The organism is Amycolatopsis rifamycinica (assembly GCF_000695625.1).
Classification (GTDB): Bacteria; Actinomycetota; Actinomycetes; order Mycobacteriales; family Pseudonocardiaceae; genus Amycolatopsis; species Amycolatopsis rifamycinica.
Map to the genome: position 1 here is coordinate 165,463 of NZ_JMQI01000073.1, position 21,829 is coordinate 187,291.

22 protein-coding genes are annotated in these 21,829 nt (G+C 73.2%); 12 read left to right on the forward strand and 10 right to left on the reverse strand.

What is annotated here, in order from left to right:
- Window positions 1–52 precede the first annotated feature (52 nt).
- Both DV20_RS35645 and DV20_RS35650 read left to right on the forward strand, forming a co-directional pair.
- The gene (locus DV20_RS35645) at window positions 53–1,084 is read left to right on the forward strand and encodes a LacI family DNA-binding transcriptional regulator (RefSeq protein ID WP_043787694.1); all 1,032 of its coding nucleotides are present in this window, start codon (window positions 53–55) and stop codon (window positions 1,082–1,084) included.
- Window positions 1,085–1,351: 267 nt separating this feature from the next.
- A complete protein-coding gene (locus DV20_RS35650) occupies window positions 1,352–4,576 on the forward strand; it encodes a TIM-barrel domain-containing protein (protein ID WP_043787696.1) in 3,225 nt (1,074 codons plus the stop codon).
- A 44-nt stretch (window positions 4,577–4,620) separates the two neighbouring features.
- On the opposite strand, the gene DV20_RS35655 is transcribed toward DV20_RS35650, so the two are convergent.
- Window positions 4,621–5,157 (reverse strand): DUF305 domain-containing protein, encoded by a 537-nt coding sequence (locus tag DV20_RS35655; RefSeq protein WP_043787698.1) that lies wholly within the window; start codon window positions 5,155–5,157, stop codon window positions 4,621–4,623.
- Window positions 5,154–6,086, reverse strand: coding sequence for a DUF1996 domain-containing protein (locus DV20_RS35660; RefSeq protein WP_043787699.1), 933 nt, complete (start codon window positions 6,084–6,086; stop codon window positions 5,154–5,156). The genes DV20_RS35655 and DV20_RS35660 overlap by 4 nt, the downstream gene beginning before the upstream one ends.
- Window positions 6,087–6,303: 217 nt before the next feature.
- Here DV20_RS35660 and DV20_RS35665 point away from each other — a divergent pair, with 217 nt between their 5' ends.
- Window positions 6,304–8,028, forward strand: coding sequence for a discoidin domain-containing protein (locus tag DV20_RS35665; RefSeq protein ID WP_084093830.1), 1,725 nt, complete (start codon window positions 6,304–6,306; stop codon window positions 8,026–8,028).
- 51 nt (window positions 8,029–8,079) lie between these two features.
- On the opposite strand, the gene DV20_RS35670 is transcribed toward DV20_RS35665, so the two are convergent.
- The gene (locus DV20_RS35670) at window positions 8,080–8,430 is read right to left on the reverse strand and encodes a VOC family protein (RefSeq protein ID WP_043787700.1); all 351 of its coding nucleotides are present in this window, start codon (window positions 8,428–8,430) and stop codon (window positions 8,080–8,082) included.
- Between the two features lie 76 nt (window positions 8,431–8,506).
- On the opposite strand from DV20_RS35670, the gene DV20_RS35675 reads away from it, so the two are divergent.
- The 4 genes from DV20_RS35675 to DV20_RS35690 all read left to right on the forward strand — a co-directional run bounded on the left by DV20_RS35675 (window position 8,507) and on the right by DV20_RS35690 (window position 11,819).
- Window positions 8,507–9,313 (forward strand): helix-turn-helix transcriptional regulator, encoded by an 807-nt coding sequence (locus DV20_RS35675; RefSeq protein ID WP_043787793.1) that lies wholly within the window; start codon window positions 8,507–8,509, stop codon window positions 9,311–9,313.
- A 371-nt stretch (window positions 9,314–9,684) separates the two neighbouring features.
- Window positions 9,685–10,119: a transcriptional regulator gene (locus DV20_RS35680; RefSeq protein ID WP_084093831.1), complete on the forward strand. Its 435-nt coding sequence runs from the start codon at window positions 9,685–9,687 to the stop codon at window positions 10,117–10,119.
- Between the two features lie 20 nt (window positions 10,120–10,139).
- Window positions 10,140–10,730, forward strand: a complete 591-nt coding sequence (locus tag DV20_RS35685) for an ImmA/IrrE family metallo-endopeptidase (protein ID WP_235191081.1) — start codon at window positions 10,140–10,142, stop codon at window positions 10,728–10,730.
- A 9-nt stretch (window positions 10,731–10,739) separates the two neighbouring features.
- Window positions 10,740–11,819, forward strand: a complete 1,080-nt coding sequence (locus tag DV20_RS35690; protein ID WP_043787703.1) for a hypothetical protein — start codon at window positions 10,740–10,742, stop codon at window positions 11,817–11,819.
- Here DV20_RS35690 and DV20_RS35695 read toward each other — a convergent pair.
- Window positions 11,816–12,349, reverse strand: coding sequence for a 2'-5' RNA ligase family protein (locus DV20_RS35695; protein ID WP_235191082.1), 534 nt, complete (start codon window positions 12,347–12,349; stop codon window positions 11,816–11,818). The genes DV20_RS35690 and DV20_RS35695 overlap by 4 nt on opposite strands.
- A gap of 383 nt (window positions 12,350–12,732) precedes the next feature.
- Window positions 12,733–13,152: a hypothetical protein gene (locus DV20_RS35700; protein WP_043787705.1), complete on the reverse strand. Its 420-nt coding sequence runs from the start codon at window positions 13,150–13,152 to the stop codon at window positions 12,733–12,735.
- A 155-nt stretch (window positions 13,153–13,307) separates the two neighbouring features.
- Here DV20_RS35700 and dinB point away from each other — a divergent pair, with 155 nt between their 5' ends.
- Window positions 13,308–14,498 carry a DNA polymerase IV gene (gene dinB / locus DV20_RS35705; RefSeq protein ID WP_043787707.1) on the forward strand — a complete coding sequence of 397 codons (1,191 nt, stop codon included), beginning with the start codon at window positions 13,308–13,310 and terminating at the stop codon, window positions 14,496–14,498.
- Window positions 14,499–14,510: 12 nt separating this feature from the next.
- Here the strand turns inward: dinB and DV20_RS47085 are convergent, their stop codons facing one another.
- Both DV20_RS47085 and DV20_RS47090 read right to left on the reverse strand, forming a co-directional pair.
- Complete coding sequence (locus DV20_RS47085) at window positions 14,511–14,816, reverse strand: class I SAM-dependent methyltransferase (RefSeq protein ID WP_051736262.1); 306 nt, start codon at window positions 14,814–14,816, stop codon at window positions 14,511–14,513.
- Window positions 14,817–14,889: 73 nt separating this feature from the next.
- Complete coding sequence (locus DV20_RS47090; RefSeq protein ID WP_268747467.1) at window positions 14,890–15,135, reverse strand: class I SAM-dependent methyltransferase; 246 nt, start codon at window positions 15,133–15,135, stop codon at window positions 14,890–14,892.
- Here DV20_RS47090 and DV20_RS46820 point away from each other — a divergent pair.
- From DV20_RS46820 to fdhD, 4 genes are all read left to right on the forward strand, one after another.
- Window positions 15,044–15,373 carry a hypothetical protein gene (locus DV20_RS46820; protein ID WP_167344415.1) on the forward strand — a complete coding sequence of 110 codons (330 nt, stop codon included), beginning with the start codon at window positions 15,044–15,046 and terminating at the stop codon, window positions 15,371–15,373. The genes DV20_RS47090 and DV20_RS46820 overlap by 92 nt on opposite strands.
- A gap of 57 nt (window positions 15,374–15,430) precedes the next feature.
- A complete protein-coding gene (locus DV20_RS35715; RefSeq protein ID WP_043787709.1) occupies window positions 15,431–15,841 on the forward strand; it encodes a histone-like nucleoid-structuring protein Lsr2 in 411 nt (136 codons plus the stop codon).
- Window positions 15,842–16,534: 693 nt separating this feature from the next.
- Window positions 16,535–17,833, forward strand: coding sequence for an MFS transporter (locus DV20_RS35720; protein ID WP_043787711.1), 1,299 nt, complete (start codon window positions 16,535–16,537; stop codon window positions 17,831–17,833).
- Window position 17,834: 1 nt separating this feature from the next.
- Window positions 17,835–18,668, forward strand: a complete 834-nt coding sequence (fdhD, locus tag DV20_RS35725) for a formate dehydrogenase accessory sulfurtransferase FdhD (protein ID WP_200876561.1) — start codon at window positions 17,835–17,837, stop codon at window positions 18,666–18,668.
- Here fdhD and DV20_RS35730 read toward each other — a convergent pair.
- From DV20_RS35730 to sucC, 3 genes are read right to left on the reverse strand one after another with little or no spacing between them, the layout of a single operon-like run.
- Window positions 18,656–19,645, reverse strand: coding sequence for a LysR family transcriptional regulator (locus DV20_RS35730; protein WP_043787712.1), 990 nt, complete (start codon window positions 19,643–19,645; stop codon window positions 18,656–18,658). The two genes, fdhD and DV20_RS35730, sit on opposite strands and share 13 nt — an antisense overlap.
- Window positions 19,645–20,526, reverse strand: a complete 882-nt coding sequence (gene sucD, locus DV20_RS35735) for a succinate--CoA ligase subunit alpha (protein WP_043787714.1) — start codon at window positions 20,524–20,526, stop codon at window positions 19,645–19,647. The genes DV20_RS35730 and sucD overlap by 1 nt, the downstream gene beginning before the upstream one ends.
- A 2-nt stretch (window positions 20,527–20,528) precedes the next feature.
- Window positions 20,529–21,674, reverse strand: a complete 1,146-nt coding sequence (sucC, locus tag DV20_RS35740) for an ADP-forming succinate--CoA ligase subunit beta (protein WP_043787716.1) — start codon at window positions 21,672–21,674, stop codon at window positions 20,529–20,531.
- Window positions 21,675–21,829 lie beyond the last annotated feature (155 nt).

Sequence of the window (21,829 nt, forward strand, 5' to 3'; positions counted from 1 at the left end):
CCTTCGCCCGCGACGGTGGGAGAGCGCTCTCACAGCGTGCTACAAAAGACGGGTGACGACGCAGCCGCCCACCCTGGAGGACGTCGCGCGGGTCGCCGGCGTCTCGCGCGCCACGGTCTCCCGCGTGGTGAACAGCGTGCGCAACGTCGATCCCAAGCTGCGTGAGACGGTCGAACGGGCCATCGCCGACACCGGGTACGTGCCGAACCGGGCGGCCCGCTCGCTGGTCACCCGGCGCACCGGGGGGATCGCGCTCGTCGTGTCGGAGCCGGAGCGGCACGTCGAGGCCTTCACCGGCGGTGTGTTCGGTGACCCCTTCTTCGGCCGGGTCGTCGAAGGCGTCATCGCGCACCTGCGGCCCCACGGGCTGCACCCGCTGCTGATGCTCGTCGACAGCGACGAAGAGCGCGAGAAGCTGATCCCGAAGCTGCGCCAGGAGCAGGTGAGCGGGGTGCTGCTGATCTCGCTGCACCCGGCGGAGGACCCGCTGCCGCACGTGCTGACCGGCGCGGGGGTCCCCACGGCGCTGTTCGCCCGGCCGGGCCGACCGGCGCCGGTCTGCTACGTCGACGTCGCCCACCAGGACGGCGCCCGGCTCGCGGCGGAGCGGCTCGTCCGGCGCGGCTGTCACCGCATCGCGACGATCGCGGGCCCGGCGGGCACCCCGGCGGGGCAGGACCGGCTGGCCGGGTTCCGCGACGCGATGGCCCGCCGCGGCTACGCGTACGTGGCGGTCGCCGAGGGCGATTTCACCGAGCAGGGCGGCGAACGGGCGATGGAGCGCCTGCTCGCCGAGGACCCCGCGCTGGACGGGCTCTTCGTGGCCAACGACCTGATGGCGTACGGCGCCCTGACGGTGTTGCGCGAAGCGGGCAAGCGCGTCCCGGAGGACGTGGCCGTGGTCGGCTTCGACGACAGCCGGGTCGCGCTCAGCTGCCGCCCCCGGCTGACGACCGTCCGCCAGCCGGTCGAGGCGATGGGCGCGGCGATGGCCCGCATGGTGCTCGAGCGCGTGGCCGATCCGGCCCTGCGCGCGGAGTCGGTGATCTTCGACCCGGAACTGGTGGTCCGCGACTCGGCCTGACGCGCCGGGTCCTGGTCGCACGCTGCTCGGCCTCGTCCACCACCTGACCTTCGCCGAGCGGGTCCGGTTCGGCCACCACGCCGCTGGTGGCCCGGACCCTGGGGACGGGGGGATGGCGGTCCCGGAGGGGCGCACCCCGGCGTGACCGGCCGCTGATCTGTCCGGGACAAGTTCCCGCCGGTGGTCTGGACATCGCCGGAGGCGCTGTGCTCAGCTTTCCAACGTTGTAACGCCGCCGAGTCCCCTTCACCGGAACGGAGTTCCCCCGTGCGGACCAGAACCGCCAGATCCATCCGGCGCGCCTGCGCGCTCGCCGTCGCCGGGAGCGCCGTCGCGGCGGTGACCGTCGCGACGCCCGCCGTGGCCGGGCCCGTGCGCCAGACCGTCACCGCCGGGAACGCCCGCTTCCAGGTGCTGTCCCCGACCCTGATCCGTACCGAGTACGCCGGCGACGGCCGCTTCACCGACGCGGCCACCTTCAACGCCGTCGGCCGCGGGGCCTTCACACCGACGCCCTACACGAGCACGGTGTCCGGCGGCGTCCTCACCATCCGCACGAGCGCGACGACGCTGACCTACCGCCTGAACTCGGGCCCGTTCGACGGCGGCAACCTCGAGGTCCGCACGAACGCCGGCGCGACCCCGGTGCTCGCCGCCCCGTGGCGCCACCTGACCTGCGCGACCGGCGCCCGGTGCGAGGCCGAGGACCTCACGACCGACGGCCTCGGCGTGGCCACCGACCACTCCGGCTACACCGGCGAAGGCTTCCTCGCCGGCTTCGAGAGCACCGGCAACTCGGTGACGGCGGACGTCCTCGCGCCCGCCGCGGGCACGTACTCGCTGACCGCGCGCTACGCCAACGGCCAAGGCGGGGACGGCCAGCACGTCACCCGCACCCTGAGCGTTTCGGTCGACGGCGGCGCGGCCCAGAAGCTCACCCTGCCCGCGACGGCCGACTGGAACGCCTGGGCGCTCGCCTCGGTCCCGGTCACCCTCGGCGCCGGCCACCACAGCGTCCGCCTCGAGCGGACGGCGGGCGATTCCGGCAACGTCAACCTCGACGGCCTGGCCGTCCTGACCACCGGAGCGCCCTTCCCGCCGGCCTCGGCGCGCGCGTTCACCGGCTGCCCGGCCGGGGTGAGCTGCGAGGCCGAAGCCGGGCTGCGCTCCGGATCCGCCGTCGTCGCGACCGACCACACCGGGTACGCCGGGCGCGGGTTCGTCGCCGAGCTCAACCGCGCCTCGACGCTGACCCACCGCGTCGCGGACGTCCCGGCCGACGGCACGTACCTGCTGCACGTCCGGTACGCCAACGGCACCGGCGGCGACGGCCGCCACGAGACGAGAACCGCGCCGGTCACCGCGAACGGCGTCACCCGCACGCTGTCGCTGCCGGCCACCGACGGCTGGGACGCGTGGCAGAGCGCGTCCGTGCCGGTCGACCTCAAGGCGGGCACGAACGACGTCGTCCTCGCCTGCCCCGAGGACACCAGCTGCCACGTCAACATCGACACCGTCGCCGTCACCCCGGCCGGGGGCACCGCCCCGCCGCCGCACCTCGCGCTCGGTGGCTACCGGCGCGGTCTCGACGGCGTCAACGGCGACAACGGCGGGCCGTCGACCACCGAAGGCCTGCTGCACTCCGACGGCTGGTACCTGCTCGACGACACCCCCTCCGCGCTGTACGACACGCGCACCCGCGCGGTGACGCAGCGGCCGCCCCACGGCGGAAACCCCTACCAGGACGGCTACCTCTTCACCTTCGGCCACGACTACAAGGCCGGGCTGCGCGACCTCGCGACCCTCACCGGGCCGCCGCAGCTGCTGCCGCGCTGGGCCTACGGCGTCTGGTACTCCGAGTACATCGACCGCACCGCGGCCGACTACCGCGACACGATCCTGCCGCGGTTCCGCAGCGAAGGCGTCCCGCTGGACGTCCTGGTGACCGACACGGACTTCAAGGCGCCGGACACGTGGAACGGCTGGCAGGTCGACACCGCGAAGTTCCCCGACCCGGCCGGCTTCTTCGCCTGGTCGAAGGCCCAGGGCCTGCACAACAACCTCAACATCCACCCCAGCATCATGGGTTCCGACCCGCAGTTCGCCCGCGCCCAGGCGACGGCGAAGGGCAAGCTGGCCAAGTCGAACTGCGGCACCGACTGCTACGTCTTCGACTGGGGCGACCCGGACCAGCTCAAGGCCTACCTCGACCTGCACGCCGGGATGATGCGGCAGGGCAACGACTTCTGGTGGCTCGACTGGTGCTGCGACGCCTCACGCTCGAGCCTGCCCGGCGTCACCCCGGACGCCTGGATCAACCAGCAGTACGCCGACCTCGCGGCCCCGGCGACCGGTCGCGGGTTCGTCATCTCCCGGGCGTACGGCTCGCTGCAGGCCGGCGGCTACGGCGGCCCGACCGGGCTGGCGACGGGACCGTGGGCGGACAAGCGCAGCACCCTCCACTTCACCGGCGACACGTCCTCGACCTGGGGGACGCTGCGGATGGAGGTCGGCATCACGCCGGCGGAGTCGGCGGCGACGGGCATGTCGGCGATCAGCCACGACATCGGCGGCCACAACGACACGACCGGCCTGCGCGGCAGCGAGACCTACACCTCCGGCGGCCAGCAGCACCAGACGTTCAAGCTGCCGGACGACCTGTACGCGCGGTGGGTGCAGCTGGGCACGTTCCAGCCGATCGACCGCCTGCACAGCAACCACAGCGACCGGCTGCCCTGGCAGTACGGCGACGCGGCCAAGTCGTCGGCGACGAAGTTCCTGAACCTGCGGGAAAACCTGGTTCCCTACACCTACACGCTGGCCCAGGAAGCCGCGACGACCGGCGTTCCCGTCGTGCGTCCGACGTACCTGGAGTACCCGGAGGAGCCGGGCGCGTACGCGGCGGCCCAGAGCGAGTACTTCTACGGGCCGGACATGCTGGTGGCGCCGGTGACGTCCCCGGGTGCTTCGGCGACGACGCCGGTGTGGTTCCCGCCGGGCCAGTGGACGGACTACTTCACCGGCAAGACGTACACGGGCGGGACCACCCAGCAGGTCACGTCGGACCTGGGCACGATGCCGGTGTTCCTCCGCGCGGGCGGCATCACGGTGACCCGCACGGCGGACGTCACCAACGACGTCCAGAACCCGCTGAACCGCGCGACGGTGACGGTGGCGCCGGGTGGCTCGGGGACGTTCTCGCTGTATGAGGACAACGGGGTGTCGTCGGCGCGTTCGTCGTCGGCGAAGATCACCTACACCGAGCGCTCCGGGGCGCACACGGTGACGGTGGCCTCGCCGGTGGGCTCGTTCCAGGCGGCGCCCCGCGAGTGGACGGTGAAGTTCCTCGGTGTCGCGTCGGCTCCCGACCGGGTGAAGGTGGGCACCGGCTGGGCACCGTCGACGGCGTGGAAGTGGGACGCGGCCACGAAGACGCTGACGGTGACCGCGCCGGCCCGCCCGGGCCGGGCACCGGTGACGGTCTCGTACTGAGGCTCGGTGAAGGGGAGCCGGACCGTCGGCGGTCCGGCTCCCCTTCAGGCCGTCTTCGCGAGCACTTCGCCTTCGCGGGCTCCCTCGGCGCCGACGTCCCGGGCCAGCTCGCGGGTTCCCGCGTCCGCTCCGGAAGCCTGTTCCCCACGCGCCAGCACGACGAGCTGCGCGGCGTGCGCCCGCAGCAGGGCGACCAGTCGCCGGTCGAACGCGACGCCGTGATCGCCGCGCAACGCCACCAGATCGGCCGCCGTGACCATCCCCGGCATCCGATGTCCACTGTGGACATCGCTCGCCGGCAGCCCGGCCCGGTCACGGGCGGCCCGCAGGCGGGCCAGCAACCGGTCGTGGCGATCCGCGCAGTCGGCGGCCGCCGAGCGGACCAGCGGGCTCGCCGCGTGATCCGGCGCCAGCCGGGCGGCCGCCAGCGCGTTCTCCGTCATCGGCACGACCAGCTGCAGCCACGCCACGTCGGTCGCGTTGACGGCCGCGGGCGCGGGGCCGGTGGGGACGGGACCGGTGGCGGCGCACCCGCTCACGACCAGCGCCACCACCGCCGCCCCTACGGCCCACCTGCTCACGGCCGGCCGGGCAGCCGGTAGTTCGGCCCGAGCACGCTGCCGCGGTCGGGCTTGTAGAGGTCGAACCCGCGCGGGTCGCACTGCAGGCCGCCGTTGATGCAGTGCCGGACCAGCGCCGCCAGCGTCTCGGGATCCCACGCGTTGAAGAAGTCGTAGTGCCACGAGTACCCGCGCCCGCTGGCCAGGTGCACGCCGGACATGTCGCCGCTGACCGGGAAGGCCATCTTGAACTCGAGCATCGGCACGGCCACCGGGTGCCCGGGCGGGCACGTCAGCGTCGCCCGGTCCGGGTAGGCCAGGTGGCTCTTGTGGTCGGCCGAATCCAGGTGGACGCCGTCCCAGCAGCTCGGCGCCTGGTACCGGATGTTGAGCTGGCTGCCGGCCACGCACCGGACGGGGACGTCCCAGTTGTGGAAGCTGTCCCCGCACTCCCAGCCTTCGACCGCGCCGGGCGCGTGCTGGAACTCGTCCTGCGTCGCCGTGGCGCTGCCGGCGACGTACCGCAGGCCGGGCGGGAACGGGACCACCTTCGTGTAGTCGAGGATGCCGGACTTGTAGTAGACGACCTGCGCGAAGTTCGGCAGCACGACCTGGTTGCCGTTGTAGACCGTCGGGAACCAGTAGGCGGACAGGTCGTCCGGCGCCAGGCAGGTCGTGGCGCCGACGCCCGCGGCCTGCAGGGATTGCGTGGTGCTGGCCGCGTTGGTGGTCTTGTTGCCGAGGAAGGTGTGGTCGTGCGACGCGCCGGGCAGCCCGGGGTAGACGATCGGGTCGTCCGGCTGGTGGTGGCTCGGGGCGCAGTTGACCTGGAACTCGTGATGGGTCACCAGGTCGTCGGCTCCGGCGGGCGACCAGGTGGCCGCGGTCAGGAACGCGCCGGCCAGCACGGTGGCGGCGGTGCAGGCGAGGAGCGCGGCTTTCGGTGCCAAGGGTCCTCCACGGTGAGGGGTGCCAAGGATGGGAGAGCGCTCTCCCGCAGCATGCGCGCCCGTTCGGCGAACTGTCAAGAAGCACCCGATTCGCGAAGCGGACAGTCATTGTCGGGTTCGCGCCCGGTGCTTGACAGCTCGCGGGTGCGTGCCGAACCATCGGTCGCGTCGGAGAGCGCTCTCCAAAGCGCCGTTCCCCAGCCGTCCGGGAGTCACCGTGGACCGACCGTCGCTGCTCCGTGCCGTTCTCGCCGTACTCGTGCTGGGTTTCCTGGCCGGTCCGTCGCCCGCGGCGGCGGCCGCCGGGCCCGGCGTCACCCGGGTGGCCGGCACGCCGGGGAACTGGCAGCTCACGGTCGACGGGACGCCGTGGACCGTCAAGGGCCTCACCTGGGGGCCGCCGCCCGGCGAAGCGGCCGCGCGGATGCCGGAACTGCACGCGATCGGCGTCAACACCGTCCGCACCTGGGGCACGGACGGCACGACCCGGCCGCTGCTGGACGCCGCCGCGGCGAACGGGATCAAGGTCGTCGCCGGGTTCTGGCTGCAGCCCGGCGGCGGCCCCGGCAGCGGCGGCTGCGTCGACTACGTGACGGACGCCAGCTATCGGAACACCGTGCTCGGCGAGATCCGGAACTGGGTCACCGACTACCGCACGCACCCGGGTGTACTGCTGTGGAACGTCGGCAACGAGTCGATCCTCGGCATGCAGAACTGCTACTCCGGCACCCGGCTGGAGGAGCAGCGGATCGCCTACACCCGGTTCGTCGACGAGGCCGCGCGGGCCATCCACGCCCTCGACGCGGACCACCCGGTCACCTCGACCGACGCCTGGACCGGCGCTTGGCCGTACTACCGGGCGTACGCGCCGAACCTGGACCTCTATTCGGTCAACGCCTACGGCCACGTCTGCCAGGTGAAGCAGGACTGGCTCGCCGGTGGCTACACGAAGCCGTACCTGATCACCGAGACCGGCCCGGCCGGCGAGTGGGAGGTGCCGAACGACGTCAACGGCGTGCCCGCCGAGCCGACCGACCAGCAGAAGCGCGACGGGTACACCAGCGCGTGGAACTGCGTGCTGGCCCACCCCGGGGTGGCCTTGGGGGCGACGCTGTTCCACTACGGCACCGAAGGCGACTTCGGCGGCGTCTGGTTCAACATCACCACGGGCGGCGAGAAGCGGCTCTCCTGGTACGCCGTCCGCAGGCTCTACAGTGGACAGACAGGCGGCAACACGCCGCCGGTGATCGCGTCGATGACCCTCGGCCGCGTCACCGACGTCCCGGCCGGCGGCACGTTCACCGTGACGGCCGCGGTGTCCGATCCGGACGGTGACCCGATCGGCTACACGATGGGCTACAACAGCAAGTACATCAACAACGCCTCGGGGCTGATCCCGGCCGCGTTCACCGGGAACGGGACCTTCACCGTGACCGCGCCGCAGCAGCCGGGCGTCTGGAAGCTCTACCTCTACGCCCGGGACGGCCACGGCAACGTCGGCATCGAGACGCGTTCGCTGCGCGTGGTCGCCCCGCCGGTGCCCGGCACGAACCTGGCGCGGGGCGCCCCGGCCACGGCCTCGACGTACCAGGCCGACGGCGCCGGCGCGCCCTACCCGCCGCAGGCCGCCACCGACGGCGACGGCGCGACGCGGTGGGCGAGCGCGTGGAGCGACCCGCAGTGGCTGCAGGTGGACCTGGGCCGCAGCCAGGCGTTCGACCACGTCCAGCTGGTGTGGGAAGCGGCGTACGGCAAGGCCTACGAGATCCAGGTGAGCGACGACGCGGCGAACTGGCGCACGGTGTTCGCGACGACGTCGGGCGACGGCGGTGCCGACGACCTCGCGATCGCGGCGACCGCGCGGTATGTGCGCGTGTACGGGACCCAGCGCGGCACGGGGTACGGCTACTCGCTGTACGAGTTCGGGGTGTACCGGACCTGACGTCGTGGCCCTCGGTCCCTCGGTCCCTCGGGACCGGGGGCCACGACGGTGTCAGCCTTCGGCCAGGCAGAAGAGGTGGCCTTCGGGGTCCTGCAGGACGGTCCAGTCGCCGCCACCGGGCTGGAACTCCGGTTGGGTGGCGCCCAGTGCCACGAACCCGGCGGTGGCGGCGGCGAGGTCGCCGACCTTGAAGTCGAGGTGGGCGTGCTTGGCGTCGCCGGGCCAGGCGGGGCCGCGGTAGCCCGCGACGCGCTGGAAGCCGAGGACGGCCGGGCCGCCGCCCAGCTGGACGGTGTCGGCGTCCTCGTAGGTGACTTCCCAGCCCAGCGCCTTGGCGTAGAAGGCGGCGAGCGCGGCCGGGTCGGCGCAGTCGAGGACGACGGCGGTGAGTTCTGCGGGCACGGATGGCTCCTTTCGTCGTGCGGCAGCCTGCCCGCCGTCGCGGGCCGCGGTCTTGAAGATCCTTGCGGGCCGGAAACTGTCGTACCCCCGGCGTACGGTCCGTGACGTGCGTGACGCAGTGGAAGTGGTGGCCCGCCCCGGGTATGCGGTGAACGTGGTCCGCTGCGCCGACGACCACACCGGCTGGTCGGCGGCGGAGGTCTCGGCCGGCCACCGGATGGTGCTCGTCCGCCGCGGCCGGTTCCGCCGGCGCGTCCGCGGAGTGATTGCGGACGCGGAGCCGACGGCGGCGTACATCGTCGAACCCGGCGACGAGGAGTGCTTCGCGCACCCGGCGGGCGGAGACGTGTGCACGTCGGTGGAGTTCGGCGCGCGGTTGTGGCGGCGCCTCACGGGCGACCGGGCGGTGCCGTCGACGGTGTACGTCGACGGCGCGCTCGAGCTCGCCCACCGCCGGGTGGTCGCCTCGGCGGCCGACCCGGACTACGCGCTGGCGGAACAGCTGCTGGTGCTGGTGGGGGGCGCGCTCGCGCAGCCGGCGCGGGCGGCGGGCGCGAACGACCGCACGCTGGTAGGCCGCGCCCGCGAGGCGATCGTGACGGACGACCCGGCGGCGGCCGGGCTGTTCCCGCTGGCGGAGGCGCTGGGGGTGTCGCCGTACCGGTTGAGCCGGGCGTTCCCGCGGGAGCTGGGTGTTTCGCTGACCCGGTACCGCAACCGGGTGCGGGTGAGCCGCGCTCTGGAGCGGCTGGAGGCGGGGGAGCGGGAGCTGGGTGTGCTGGCGGTCGAGCTGGGGTTCGCCGATCAGGCCCATTTGACGCGGACGGTGCGCGAGCACGCCGGAGCGCCGCCGGGGGTGGTGCGCCGGCTGTTGGCGAGATGAGGGTGGTGTCGCCGCGCCGGCGGTGACCCTCGCGTGGGCGGGTCCGCTGGCGCCGGCTCGGCGTGTCGGCGCGTGCGCTTGATCCGCTGAAGCTGCCTTGCCGGTGCGCGGGCTCGATCCACCGCCGTCCGAGCCGAAACCCTCCACCCCAGCGGGAAAGCGAGAGGGGCGGCGCGGCGGTGAGGGTGGGGCGCGTGGCCACCCCCAGCGGCCACGTGAGTCACCCGCGGGCCGCTGCGCCACCCCGGGCCGGTGTCAAGTTTCCGAAACACCGGTCAGGCGTATCGTAGTCTTTCCGACACAGGGTGTGTCAAGTTTTCAGGACAGCTAGGCTGACCGGTGTCACGTTTCATGGCTGCGGGTGGTGTGTGGTGAGCGAAGAGCGCAGTTTCGCCGAACGGCTGGCGCACCTGATCGCGACCGTGCACCCGCCGGATCGGAAGCCGTACTCCTACCGGGAGATCGCGCACGGCGTCGCCGAACAGACCGGCGTCACGATGTCGGCGACGCACGTCCAGCAGCTCGCCGTCGGCGCGCGCAAGGACCCGAAGCGCTCGCACATCCAGGCGCTCGCCCAGTTCTTCGGCGTGCCGGTGACCTACTTCTTCGACGACCGGGTCGCCGGCCAGGTCGACCAGCAGGTCGAAGACGTCGTGGCGTGGCGCGACAGCGAGGCGCGGAACCTCGCGCAACGGGCCATGCGGCTCTCGCCGCGCGACCGCGAAACCGTGACGGCCCTGCTCGATCAGCTCACCAGCTACGACGAAACCCGGCGTCGCACCGGCCGGCGGCGGAAGCCGGAGTGACCGCGGCCGGCTCGGTTACGATGGCCTCGTCCGTCTTCGCGCCCCGGTGCACCCGGCTGGCGCCCGGTGACCGGGGAGGACCCATCGACGAGCGCGGCCTGCCGGCCCTCCGCGCGCGGGCACGCGAGCGCGTGCGGGCGGTGCTCGCCGCCGTCCCGATGCCGCGGCCGTGGTCGATGAACGCCTGGGTCGACGGGCTCGAAGCGTGGCGCGGGCGCGAGATCGACCTCGTTCCCGTCGCCCACCGGCCCGGGCAGCCGTCCGGTGCGTGGCAGGCCCGCCCGGACTACGACCTGATCGCCTACACCGAGCACACGTCGGCGCTGCACCAGGACCACATCATCGCCCACGAGCTGGCCCACCTGCTGTGCGCGCACACCGGGACGTGCCTGATGTCGGAGGCCGAAGCCGCCGAACTCGCCCCGGACCTGGCGCCGCGCGCGTTGTCGCACCTGCTGACGCGCGTCACCACCGGGACCGACGAGTACGAGGCCGAGCTGATCGCCGTCCTGCTGATGAGCGCGGCGACGAGCGAGCCGGCCGCCGTTCAGCCGGGCGCGTCCGGCCGGGCGGCGGATCAGGCTAGGCGGCTGGCGGCACTCCTGGGATAGTCGCGTTCCGTGATCGACCTACTTTTCGTCGGAGTCGGGCTCTTCGCGCTGTCGGCCGGAATCTGGCGAGCGGTCCGCGCGCGCCGCACCGGCGCGGGCGCCGGCCTGGCCGTCTCGCTGATCGCGCTGGGCGCGGCGTTCTGCTTCCTGTCCAACCGGGCCCAGCAGTTCGAGAGCGAGATCCACCCGAGTCTCGGCCGGCTGCTGTCGAACCTGGCGACGATGGTCGCGGCATACGGCATCGGCCTGACGGTGGCCGAGATCAGCGGTACCCGCGACCGCGGCCGCCGCACCCGGCTGGTCGCGCTCGGCGTGGCGCTGACGGTGCTGGTGGTGACGTTCTTCAGCACCTCGGACCTGCCGCGCGGCGTCGGCGTGTTCGACGAGCTGTACCGCACGCACCCGACGCTGGTGGTCTACGTCTTCACGTACACGGTGTACCTGGGTTTCGCGGTGCTCGACATCGGCTTCGTGGCCGCGGTGACGATCCGGGCGAGCGGGGGAGCGCTGCGGGCGGGCCTCGCGTTGTTGCTGCTGGCGTCGGCGTTCGCGGTCGCCTACCTGGCCGGGAAGGTGGTCGCGACGATCGGCGCGCTGCAGGCCGACCACCCGGTGAAGGCGTTGTGCCGGGGGCCGTTCTCGACGTTGCCGTGCACCCTGGACGTCGGGTTCCCGGCGGTGTCGGTGTTGCTGATCGTGCTGGGCCTGACGATCCCGGCGATCCCGGGCTGGGCGGCCTCGCGCCGCGACGCCAAGACGCTCCGCCTGCTGCGGCCCCTGCGCGACCACCTGACGCGGCGGTTCCCGGAGATCGTCCGGATCGACCCGGCGGGCCCGTCCCGCCGCGAGCGCCTCCTGACGGCGATGAGCGAGACGAACGACGGCTTGGTCCTGGCCGGGGTGACCCCGGCGGTCCCACCGACGACGGCGGCGAGACTGGTGCGCGACCTGCCGGACGAGCCGTCCGGGACGGAGCCGCCCACCGCGGCGACGGAGCCGTTCGCCGCGGACGTGGCCCGGTTGCGCGCGATCGCCCGCGCGTACCGGGAGCTGGAGCGAACGGCGGCTCCCGAAGTCACCGGGCCCTAGCCCAGCGGGCGGTCGCCTCCGCCGCCGAACGGTGCCGACAGCCGCGGCTCCCAGCCGCGGTCGGTGAGCGCCACCCACTGCAGGGACTCCGCGCGATCGGTCAGCGGCAGCAGCGGCCGCACTTCATCGGCCACCCGCGCGAGAGCCTCGTCCGAACCACCCATCGCGACGGTCAGATGGGCGACCGGGCGAGGACCGAACCGGCCCCCGTACGGCAGGATCCCGGGCCACCGAGCGCACACCGCGTCGGCGACCGCCTGAAGCGCCGGAGCGGCGAGGGACACGAAGCCCGGTGCCACCACCAGCTCGGTGAGCCGGACCTCGAGCGGGGGAAAGCCCGCCGCCAGCGCGCGGACTGCCTCAAGGACCTCTTCGCTCGGCGACGGGTCCGGCAAGAACGGGTACAGCGCCGTGACGTGGGCGGGCAGGCCGGGACGGACCAAGGCGGGATCGACCCGCCGGGCCGCGGCCAGCACCGGCTCGGCGGCGGGCAACAGGATCACCAACGCGGTGGTTCCGAGTTCGGGCACTCCCGCATCATGGCAGCCGGGCGGTCACGGCGGCCGAGCGCGGATTGCGGTCACGGCCTTGCCGAGCCGGGCGGTCACTGCGGCCACGGGCTTGCCGTAGCTGGGCGGTCATCGCGGCCGAGCGCGCATTGCGGCCACGGGCTTGCCGCGCTCGAGTGGTCTACTGCGGTCACGGGCTTGCCGTAGCTGGGCGGTCATCGCGGCCGAGGGCGCATTGCGGCCGCGGCCTTACCGCAGCCGAGCGATCGCAGCAGCCGAGCGCTCACTATCGCCACCGCCTTGCCGAAACCGGGCGATCGCGGCGCAGCCACGCGTTCACCCCGGCCACGCCATCACGGCCGTCAGGCGGTCACCGCGGCCGGGCGCTCAACCCAGCCGGGCGCTCAGGCGGCCGCCGCCTCCGGGAAGCGGCCCGAGCGGGCCAATGCCAGGCTCCGCCGGCACAGCTCGATCAGCTCCTGGTTGGCCCGGCTCCGCGGGACGGCCCCGCACAGCCCGCACCGGATCGTCACCTCGCCGGCGAGCTCGTCCACCGCCACCAGGGCCTGGTGGTCGCAGCGACGGCACCAGCGGTACCCGATCGCCGGGTTCGTGTGGACCGGCGAGGCCACGCAGTCGTGCAGCCAGCGGCGGTGCGTCCGGCACGTCACGCGGTCGGTCGGGTCGAGCCTGCCGGCGTCCTCCAGGTGGTCTTCGCGGGCCAGGGTCGTCGTCAACAGCGGCTGGCGTGGTGCCGCCGGCCGGTCCTGCGGGTTCGGCGCGGCCCACGCGTGGTGGTCGCCGCATCGGCACTTCTCGGTCATGTCGCCCCCAGTGGTCGGGCTGTTCGTCGGGTCGAGTGTGAGCTCGGCGACAGAGCACGGACAACCGGAAAAACGCGCACTTTCGACCGGCGGCACGTCACCCGCGGCAGGCGGACGAGCGGACTTCGGCGCACGGGTATGCGAACATATGTTCTATGACAGACGAGGGGCCCATCCTGCACGCCGACCTCGACTCGTTCTACGCCTCGGTCGAACAACGCGACGATCCGGCCCTGAAGGGGCGGCCGGTCATCGTCGGCGGCGGGGTCGTGCTCGCCGCGAGTTACGAGGCCAAGGCCTGTGGCGTGCGCACCGCGATGGGCGGCGCGCAGGCCCGCCGGCTGTGCCCGGAGGCGGTCGTCGTGCGGCCGCGAATGTCGGCGTACCTGGCCGCGAGCCGGGCGGTGTTCGAGGTCTTCCACGACACGACGCCGCGGGTGGAAGGCATCTCGATCGACGAGGCGTTCCTCGACGTCGGGGGATTGGCCAGGATCGGCGGGCGGCCGAGCCGCGTCGCCGAGCGGCTGCGGGCGGCCGTCGCCGAGCGGACCGGGCTGCCGATCACCGTCGGGGTGGCGCGGACGAAGTTCCTCGCCAAGGTCGCCAGCCGCGTCGCAAAGCCCGACGGCCTGCTCGTCGTCCCGCACGACGGCGAGCTGGCCTTCCTGCACCCGCTGCCGGTTTCGGCGCTCTGGGGCGTCGGCAAGGTCACCGCCGAGAAGCTGCGGGCGCGCGGCATCACCACCGTCGGGCAGCTGGCCGCGTCCGAGCACGTCGACCTCGTCGGCCTGCTCGGCCGGGCCGCCGGCGCGCACCTGCACGACCTGGCGCACAACGAAGACCCGCGCCGCGTCGAGATCGGCACCCGGCGGCGCTCGATCGGCGCCCAGCGGGCCCTCGGCCGCGGCAGGCGGACGCCGGCCGAGCTCGACGTCGTGCTCGTGGCGCTGATCGACCGGATCGCCCGCCGGTTGCGCGCCGCCCGCCGCGTCTGCCGGACCGTGACGATCCGCCTGCGCTTCGCCGACTTCTCCCGCGCGACCCGCTCGCACACGCTGACCGATCCCACCGCCGGCACCGGTGTGCTGCTCGCCGCGGCGCGGGAGCTGCTCGTCGCCGCGCTGCCGCTGATCGCCGACCGCGGAATCACCCTGCTGGGCGCGGCGCTGTCCAACCTGGCCGACGAAAATCCGTTCCAGCCGGCGTTGCCGTTCGAACGGGAGCGCTCGAGCGAGCTCGACACCGCCCTCGACGCCGTGCGGGACCGGTTCGGGAAGGCCGCGGTCACCCGTGCGGTGCTGCTCGGCCGTCCGGACGATCTCGAGGTGCCGATGTTGCCCGACTGAGCCGAGCCCGGCTCAGCGGGGAACGCGAGCGGGGGCCGGCGCGGCTCGCCGCCCTCCGGTGGCCACCGGCTCGACGGCTTCGACGTAGCCGTTCCCGGCCGTGTCGCGCAGTTCCGCGGGCGGCAGGTGGCCGGTCGCGATTTCCGATCCCGCGGCGAATCCGCCGAGCTTCCGCAATGTCGCGGCAATCGCGGTCCGGGTCGGGTACGCGGTGACACCGAGCCAGCCTGCGAACACGGGGCGAAACGGGTCCAGTCCACTCTGGACGAGCTGTTCCCGGAGCGGATCGGCTTCGGAGTCGATCGGGACGAACGTCACCGAAGGCGGTTGCCGACGCCGGCGCCCGTTTGGCCTCCTGAGTCGCCGGGTGGTCGACCTCGAACACGTGGAATCATCGCGACGGGGTCCGGTATGCGAACGAATCGAGGCCGGCGCCGAGAATCGGATACTGGTCTATACCAGAATTGCGGTGCGTCAGGCTCGCTCCGGCGAACCGGCTCAGGTATGCCGCTTCGGCGCGGGCGCCGACCGGGACCGTAGGGTTGGTGGTAAACCAGGAGTTCCTCGGTGTGGTCGCCGAGGAGGCGTTCGGCGAGAGTGCTGGAGAAGAGGAACGGCTCGGTGTCGACGAGCAAATGTGCTGCTCGCGCGGCGGCGGCCGTGAAGGTGGTCCGGCCGGCGCGGGGTCATTAGCGGGAAATCCGGCCAAACTCATGTCGACGCGGTACCGATTCGATTTCGAGCATATCACAAAATCAAATCACATCCAAGGTGGCGAGCATTTCGGGCCGGTTGCGGTCACGCTGGACGCGGGCGACCCGCTCGCCCGGGCGGCCATTGTGGACGCTTCAGGGTGTCGCGCGTGCCGGGCATGATTCGACAGGTTAGGGTCTGTCCGACCGTGTTCTGGAGAAGATGAGGAACGACGAATCATGGCGCAACGGGTACAGGTCCAGATGGTGGACGACCTCGACGGCAGCGAGGCTTCGCAGACCGTCCCCTTCAGCCTCGACGGGGTGACCTACGAGATCGACCTGTCCGAGGAGAACGCCTCCGCGCTGCGGGACGAACTGGCTCGCTACGTCGCCGCCGCGCGGCGCATCGGCGGCCGCAAGGTCCGCCTCGCGACCGGCCAGTCGCTGTCCGGCGCGTCCGGTTCGGGTACCGACCGCGAGCGCAACCGGCAGATCCGCGAGTGGGCGCAGGCGAACGGCTACGAGGTCGCCGAGCGCGGCCGCCTGTCCAGCGAGATCATCGCGGGCTTCGAAGCCGACCAGGCCGCGGCGGCCGAGCCGGCCGAAGCCAAGCCGGCCCGCAAGCGAGCGACGCGCAAGAAGGCTTGAAAGCCGTGCCCGTGCCGGCGAAGCCACGCCACCGAGCGCGGCCTCGCCGGCCGGTCGCCGCTTGAGCGCACTCAGGTGGCGGTCGGTGTTCTCGTCGTATCTCACCGTCACGCGTCCGGTTCGAAGTGGACGGCCGTGACACTCCCGGAGCGGCCAAACGGGCACCGCCCGGCCCAGCGCGCCGCGAAAGCTTGTCGGGAAGCGGCTCCGGTGGCCAGACTGTCAGTGCTCCGCGCGGCCGGTACCGCGGCGGAGCACCGGTCCGGTGGCCGCCTCCTCCCTCGATGGCCACCGGGCCGCCTCCCTCCGCGGCGTGACGGCTGCCGCGCTCAGTGAGTGCCGCACGCGGTGAAGCGGCCAAGCCCCTCCCTTTCGCGACGTGACCGCCGCTCGGCGAGTGCCGCGTGCAATGAGCTGCCAGGCCCTCCTCCGCGGCGTGACTGCCGCGCTCGGTGAATGCCGCACCCAATGAGCGGCCAAGCCGCCTCCCTTTCGCGACGTGACCGTCGCGCTCGAGTGCCGCCAAGCGGCCGACTCTTCGGCCGTGCCTCGAGATCCGCCGGACCGCTCTTGTCGCGGACTCGGCCATCCGGGCGCCTACCACCCCTCCCAGTGGACATCCCAGCCCAAGAAGCGCACACTTGGGCGACAGGATACTGCATACAATCTCCAGTCTGCGGAGAGGCGGTCGCCATGGCCGAGGTGCGTGAGCTCCGGGACGTCTACGGACGGCGGTACCGCGTCGGCGAGTCCGACCGCGACCTGCTCGGCCGGCCGCGGACGTGGATCACCTGGCTCGCCGCCGCGGCCATGCTCGCCGCCGGGGTGCAGCAGTACGGCTTCGGCGCGATCGTCCCGTCGCTGAGCCGGACGCCCGGCTGGACGTTCGGCGGGGTCGTCCTTTCGCTCGCGGTGTGGGCCCTTTGCCAGGCCGGCGCCGCGTTCCCGGTGGCCTGGCTCCGGGAACGCGGTCTGCTCCCGGCGCCCGCGGCGATGGCCGCCGGAGCGGTCCTGTGCGCCGCCGGGCTCGTGACGCTCGGCCACGCGACCAGCCTGCTGACCGTGTTCGTCGGATACTCCGTGCTCGGAGGGCTCGGGACCGGCCTGGTGTACGCCACCTGCGTCGGCGCGGTGCTCGCCTGGTTCCCGGATCGCACCGGCCCCCGCGCGGGGTTGGTGAGCGGCGCTTTCGCTTTCGGCAGCGTCCCCTTCGTCGTGCTCGCCGCCGCCCTGCCTGCCGCGCGTTCGGTGCTCTTGGACGTCACCGCCGCGGTCGTGCTCGCCGTCATCGCCGGGTGCGCGGTGCTGCTGCGGTACCCGCCGCGGCACTGGTGGCCCGTCGCGCCCGAACCCCGGGCCTGGGCGCTCGACCGGACGCACAACCGCCGTCCGGCGGTCCGCCACTACCGGCCGGCGGAGCTGTTCCGGTGCGGGACGACCCTCGCGCTGTACCTCGTCGTCGTGCTCGCGGCCGCCGTGCTGCTGTTCGACCTGGCCTACCTGGCGACGTTCACGGCCGCGCGCAACGGGCCCGGGCTCGCCGCGGCCGCGCTGGCGTTGCTCGCCGCGGCCACCGGGAGCGGACGTGTCCTCATCGGACGGCTCGCCGACCGGCTGGGCCGGCCCAGGATCCTGCGGTTCGCCCTGTTCGCGGGCGGTGTCGCCCAGTTCGTGCTGTGCTACTCCGGTGAACACCGGCACGCCGCCGGCCTGCTGCTGGGCGTCGCGCTGGCCGGTCTCGGCAACGGCTGCTGCTACACGCTGCTCGTCGGGCTGGTGCGCGAGTACTTCGGCGAGGAGTCGGCCGCGCAGAACTTCGGGATCCTCTACAGCGCCAAGGCCGTCGGGGCGGCGGCCGGGATCGGGTTGGCCACGCTCGCCGTGCCGGAACAGGGATTCGTCGCGGCCGGCGTGCTGAGCCTGGCCGGGGCGGTGCTGTCCGGGCGGCTGACCCAGCCGGGCCGGCCCAAGACACTGCTGCCGGCGGCGTGACGTGGGGCGGATGACCAGCAGGCGGCGGGTGCTGCGCGTCCACGACGGCGGGCACACCACGCGGCCGGACACCCTGACCGTCGAGGAACCCCTGGAGATCCGGGTCGCCGGCAAGCCGCTGACGATCACGATGCGGACCCCGGGCGACGACTTCGACCTCGCCGCCGGGTTCCTGGTCGGCGAAGGCGTGGTCCGCGCGGCGGCCGACATCCGGTCGATCCGCTACTGCGCCGGCGCCACCGCGGACGGCGGCAACACCTACAACGTCCTGGACGTCGTGCTCGCCGACGGCGTCGCCCCACCGGACGCCTCGGTGGAGCGCAATTTCTACACGACGTCTTCGTGCGGGCTGTGCGGCAAGGCCAGCCTGGACGCCGTGCGCACGACGGCCACGTGGCCGGTCGACGGCGACCCGTTCGCGACCGACCCGGCGACACTGGCCGGGTTGCCGGACGAACTCCGGGCGGCGCAACGGGTCTTCGACCGCACCGGCGGCCTCCACGCGGCGGGCTTGTTCGACGCCGACGGGAAGCTGCGGTGCCTGCGCGAGGACGTCGGACGGCACAACGCGGTGGACAAGGTGGTCGGCTGGGCGACCCGGGACGGCGGGCTGCCGCTGTCCGGGACGGTGCTGATGGTGAGCGGGCGGGCGTCGTTCGAGCTGGTGCAGAAGGCGGTGATGGCCGGGATCCCGGTGCTGGCCGCGGTGTCGGCGCCGTCGTCGCTGGCGGTCGACCTGGCCGCGGAAACGGGCCTGACCCTGGTGGGTTTCCTGCGCGGGACGTCGATGAACGTCTACACGCGACCCGACCGCCTCGGCCTTCAGCCGAGCTGAGCGAGCACGGCGGCCACGGCGGCGCCGGGCTCGGCCCGGTGCACGGCCGCGAGCTGCCACGGAACGGGCCGCGCGAACCGCCGCACGGTGAGCGCCGGGAACCGCGCGGCGGCGGAGGCGGGCAGGACGCAGGCGGCGAACCCGCCCCGCACGAGTTCGACGGCCACGGCGAGATCGTCGACTTCCAGCGAAATCCGGCGGCCGGGGAAGGCTCGGTCGACGGCCTCGCGGATCGCCCAGCCCGGCGGGAAGTCCACAAAGGAGAGTGCTGAGAGATCGGCGGGGGCGGACCGCGAGCCGCCGGGCGCGGTGACGAGGATCAGCTCTTCCGGCGGGAGGAGGGTCGTGGTGCGCGCCCGGTCTCCGGGTGCGGGGGTCGCCGGGCCGGGCGCGTTCCTGGCGGAGTTGGCGAGGTCGCCGCCCGAGGTGGGGGCGGTTGGTGCGGGGGTTGCCGGGCCGAGCGCGTTCCTGGCGAAGGTCGGGAGGTCGCCGCCCGAGGTGGGCGCCGGGCCGGACGCGTGGCCGGCGGAGTTCGCGAGGTCGCCTCCTGCGGGCGTCACCACCATGTCCACATCGGACTGCCATACTGCGCACGCCACCTCCTCCGGCCGCACGGACCGGACCGCCACCTCCAGCCCCGGGTGCGCGTGCCGCAGCGCCGTGAGCGTCCGGGGCAGGTCCGCCAGCAAGCCCGGGCACACGCCCACCCGGACCCGGCCGCGCACCGGGGACACCGCCGCCCGGGCGCGTTCCGCCGCCTCGAGGGCCGCCCGGGCCGCCGGGACGAACGCCTCGCCCGCGGGCGTCAGGACCACCCGGTGCGTCGTGCGGTGGAACAGCGGGGTGCCCAGGTCGCGCTCCAGGGCCCGGACCACGGTGGACACCGTCGACTGGACCGTCCGCAGGCGCTGGGCGGCCGCCGTGAACCCGCCCTCCTCGGCGACCGCCACCACCACCGCCAGCTGGCGGAGCTCCATCAGCCGAGCAGCTCGCGGGCCAGCGCCGCCGTCTCGCTCGGCGTGCGCCCGACCCGGATGCCCGCCGCCTCCAGGGCCGCCTTCTTCGCCGCGGCCGTGCCCGCCGAGCCCGACACGATCGCGCCCGCGTGGCCCATCGTCTTGCCTTCCGGGGCGGTGAACCCGGCCACGTACCCGACGACCGGCTTCGACACGTTGGCGCGCACGAACTCCGCGGCCCGTTCTTCCGCGTCGCCGCCGATCTCGCCGATCAGGACGATCAAGTCCGTCTCGGGATCCTTTTCGAACGCCTCGACCGCGTCGATGTGCGTGGTCCCGATGATCGGGTCGCCGCCGATGCCGACGCAGGTGGAGAACCCGATGTCCCGCAGCTCGTGCATGAGCTGGTAGGTCAGCGTGCCGGACTTCGACACGAGCCCGATCCGGCCCGGGCCGGTGATGTCGGCCGGGATGATGCCGGCGTTCGACCGGCCGGGGGAGATGACGCCCGGGCAGTTCGGGCCGATGATCCGGGTTCGCCCGCCGGCCGCGACGGCGTGCGCCCACAGCCGCGCGCTGTCGTGCACCGGGACGCCTTCGGTGATGACCACCGCGAGCCCGATGCCGGCGTCCACCGCTTCGACCACGGCGTCGGCGACGAACGGGGGCGGCACGAACAGCACGCAGACGTCCGCCCCGGTCGCCGCCATCGAGTCCGCCACGCTGCCGAACACCGGCAGCGACGCGTCGCCGACGGCCACGTGCTGCCCGGCTTTGCGGGGGTTCACCCCGCCGACGACGTTGGTCCCGGCGGCCAGCATCCGCCGCGTGTGCTTCGCGCCTTCGGAACCGGTGATGCCGGAGACGACGATCCGGCTGTTCTCGTCCAGGAAGATGGCCACGGTCAGACCTCCGCCATCGCGAGCTTCGCCGCCTCGCGGGCGGCGTCGTCCATGGTGGCCACCACGGTGACCAGGGGGTGCGCGGCGTCGGCGAGGATCCGCCTGCCTTCGGTGACGTTGTTGCCGTCGAGCCGGACGACGAGGGGCTTGGTGGCCCGCGGACCGAGGATCTCCAGCGACCGGACGATCCCGGTCGCGACGGCGTCGCACGCGGTGATGCCGCCGAAGACGTTGACGAAGACGCTGCGCACCTGGGGGTCGCCGAGGACGACGGTGAGCCCGTCGACCATCACCTGCGCCGACGCCCCGCCGCCGATGTCGAGGAAGTTCGCCGGTCCCCGCGCGCCCGCATCCGCCGCGGCCGCCGCCACCACGTCCAAAGTGGACATCACGAGGCCTGCCCCGTTGCCGATCACGCCGATGTCGCCGTCGAGCTTGACGTAGTTGAGTCCTTTCGCGTGCGCCTCGCGCTCCAGCGGGTCACCGTCGGCCGCGGTGCCGAACGACGAGGAACGCCGGAAGGCGGCGTTGTCGTCCAACGTGATCTTGCCGTCGAGTGCGACGATCCCGGTGGCCGTCAGCGCCAGGGGATTGACCTCGACGAGCGTGCAGTCTTCGGCGGTGAACACCTCCCACAGCCGCTCGACGACCCCGGCGACCTCGGCGCGGACGTCGGCGGGGAACACGGCCGCGACGGCCGCGGCGTCGACGCCCGCCAGCGGGTCGACCGGGACGCGGACCAGGGCGTCCGGCCGGGTGGCCGCCACCTCCTCGATCTCCATCCCGCCTTCGGCCGACGCCATCGCGAGGAACGTCCGCCCGGCGCGGTCGAGGAGGAAGGAAAGGTAGTACTCGTCCGCGATCTCGCTCGCTTCGGTCACCAGGACGCGGTGCACGGTGTGGCCCTTGATGTCCATCCCGAGGATGTCGTCGGCGGCCTGTTCGGCGTCGTCGGCGGTGCGCACCACGCGAACGCCGCCCGCCTTGCCGCGCCCGCCGGTCTTCACCTGGGCCTTGACCACCACCGGCCCGCCGAGGGCCGCCGCCGCGGAACGGGCCGCGGCCGGATCCGCCGCGACCCGGCCACGGGGCACCGGTACGCCGTGTTTTTCGAAGAGTTCGCGGGCTTCGTGTTCGAAGAGGTCCATGCGGGGGCGTCCTTTCCGCGGCGGGGCAGGGCGAGGAAGTCCGCCGTGTCCGGGCGCGGAGCGGTGGTCCGCGGGGGCCGGTTTCGAGTCCGGAAAAACCTGCGGATGGCCCTGGACACGGGCTGCCAGAAGAGTGACTATATGCCTACCCCATA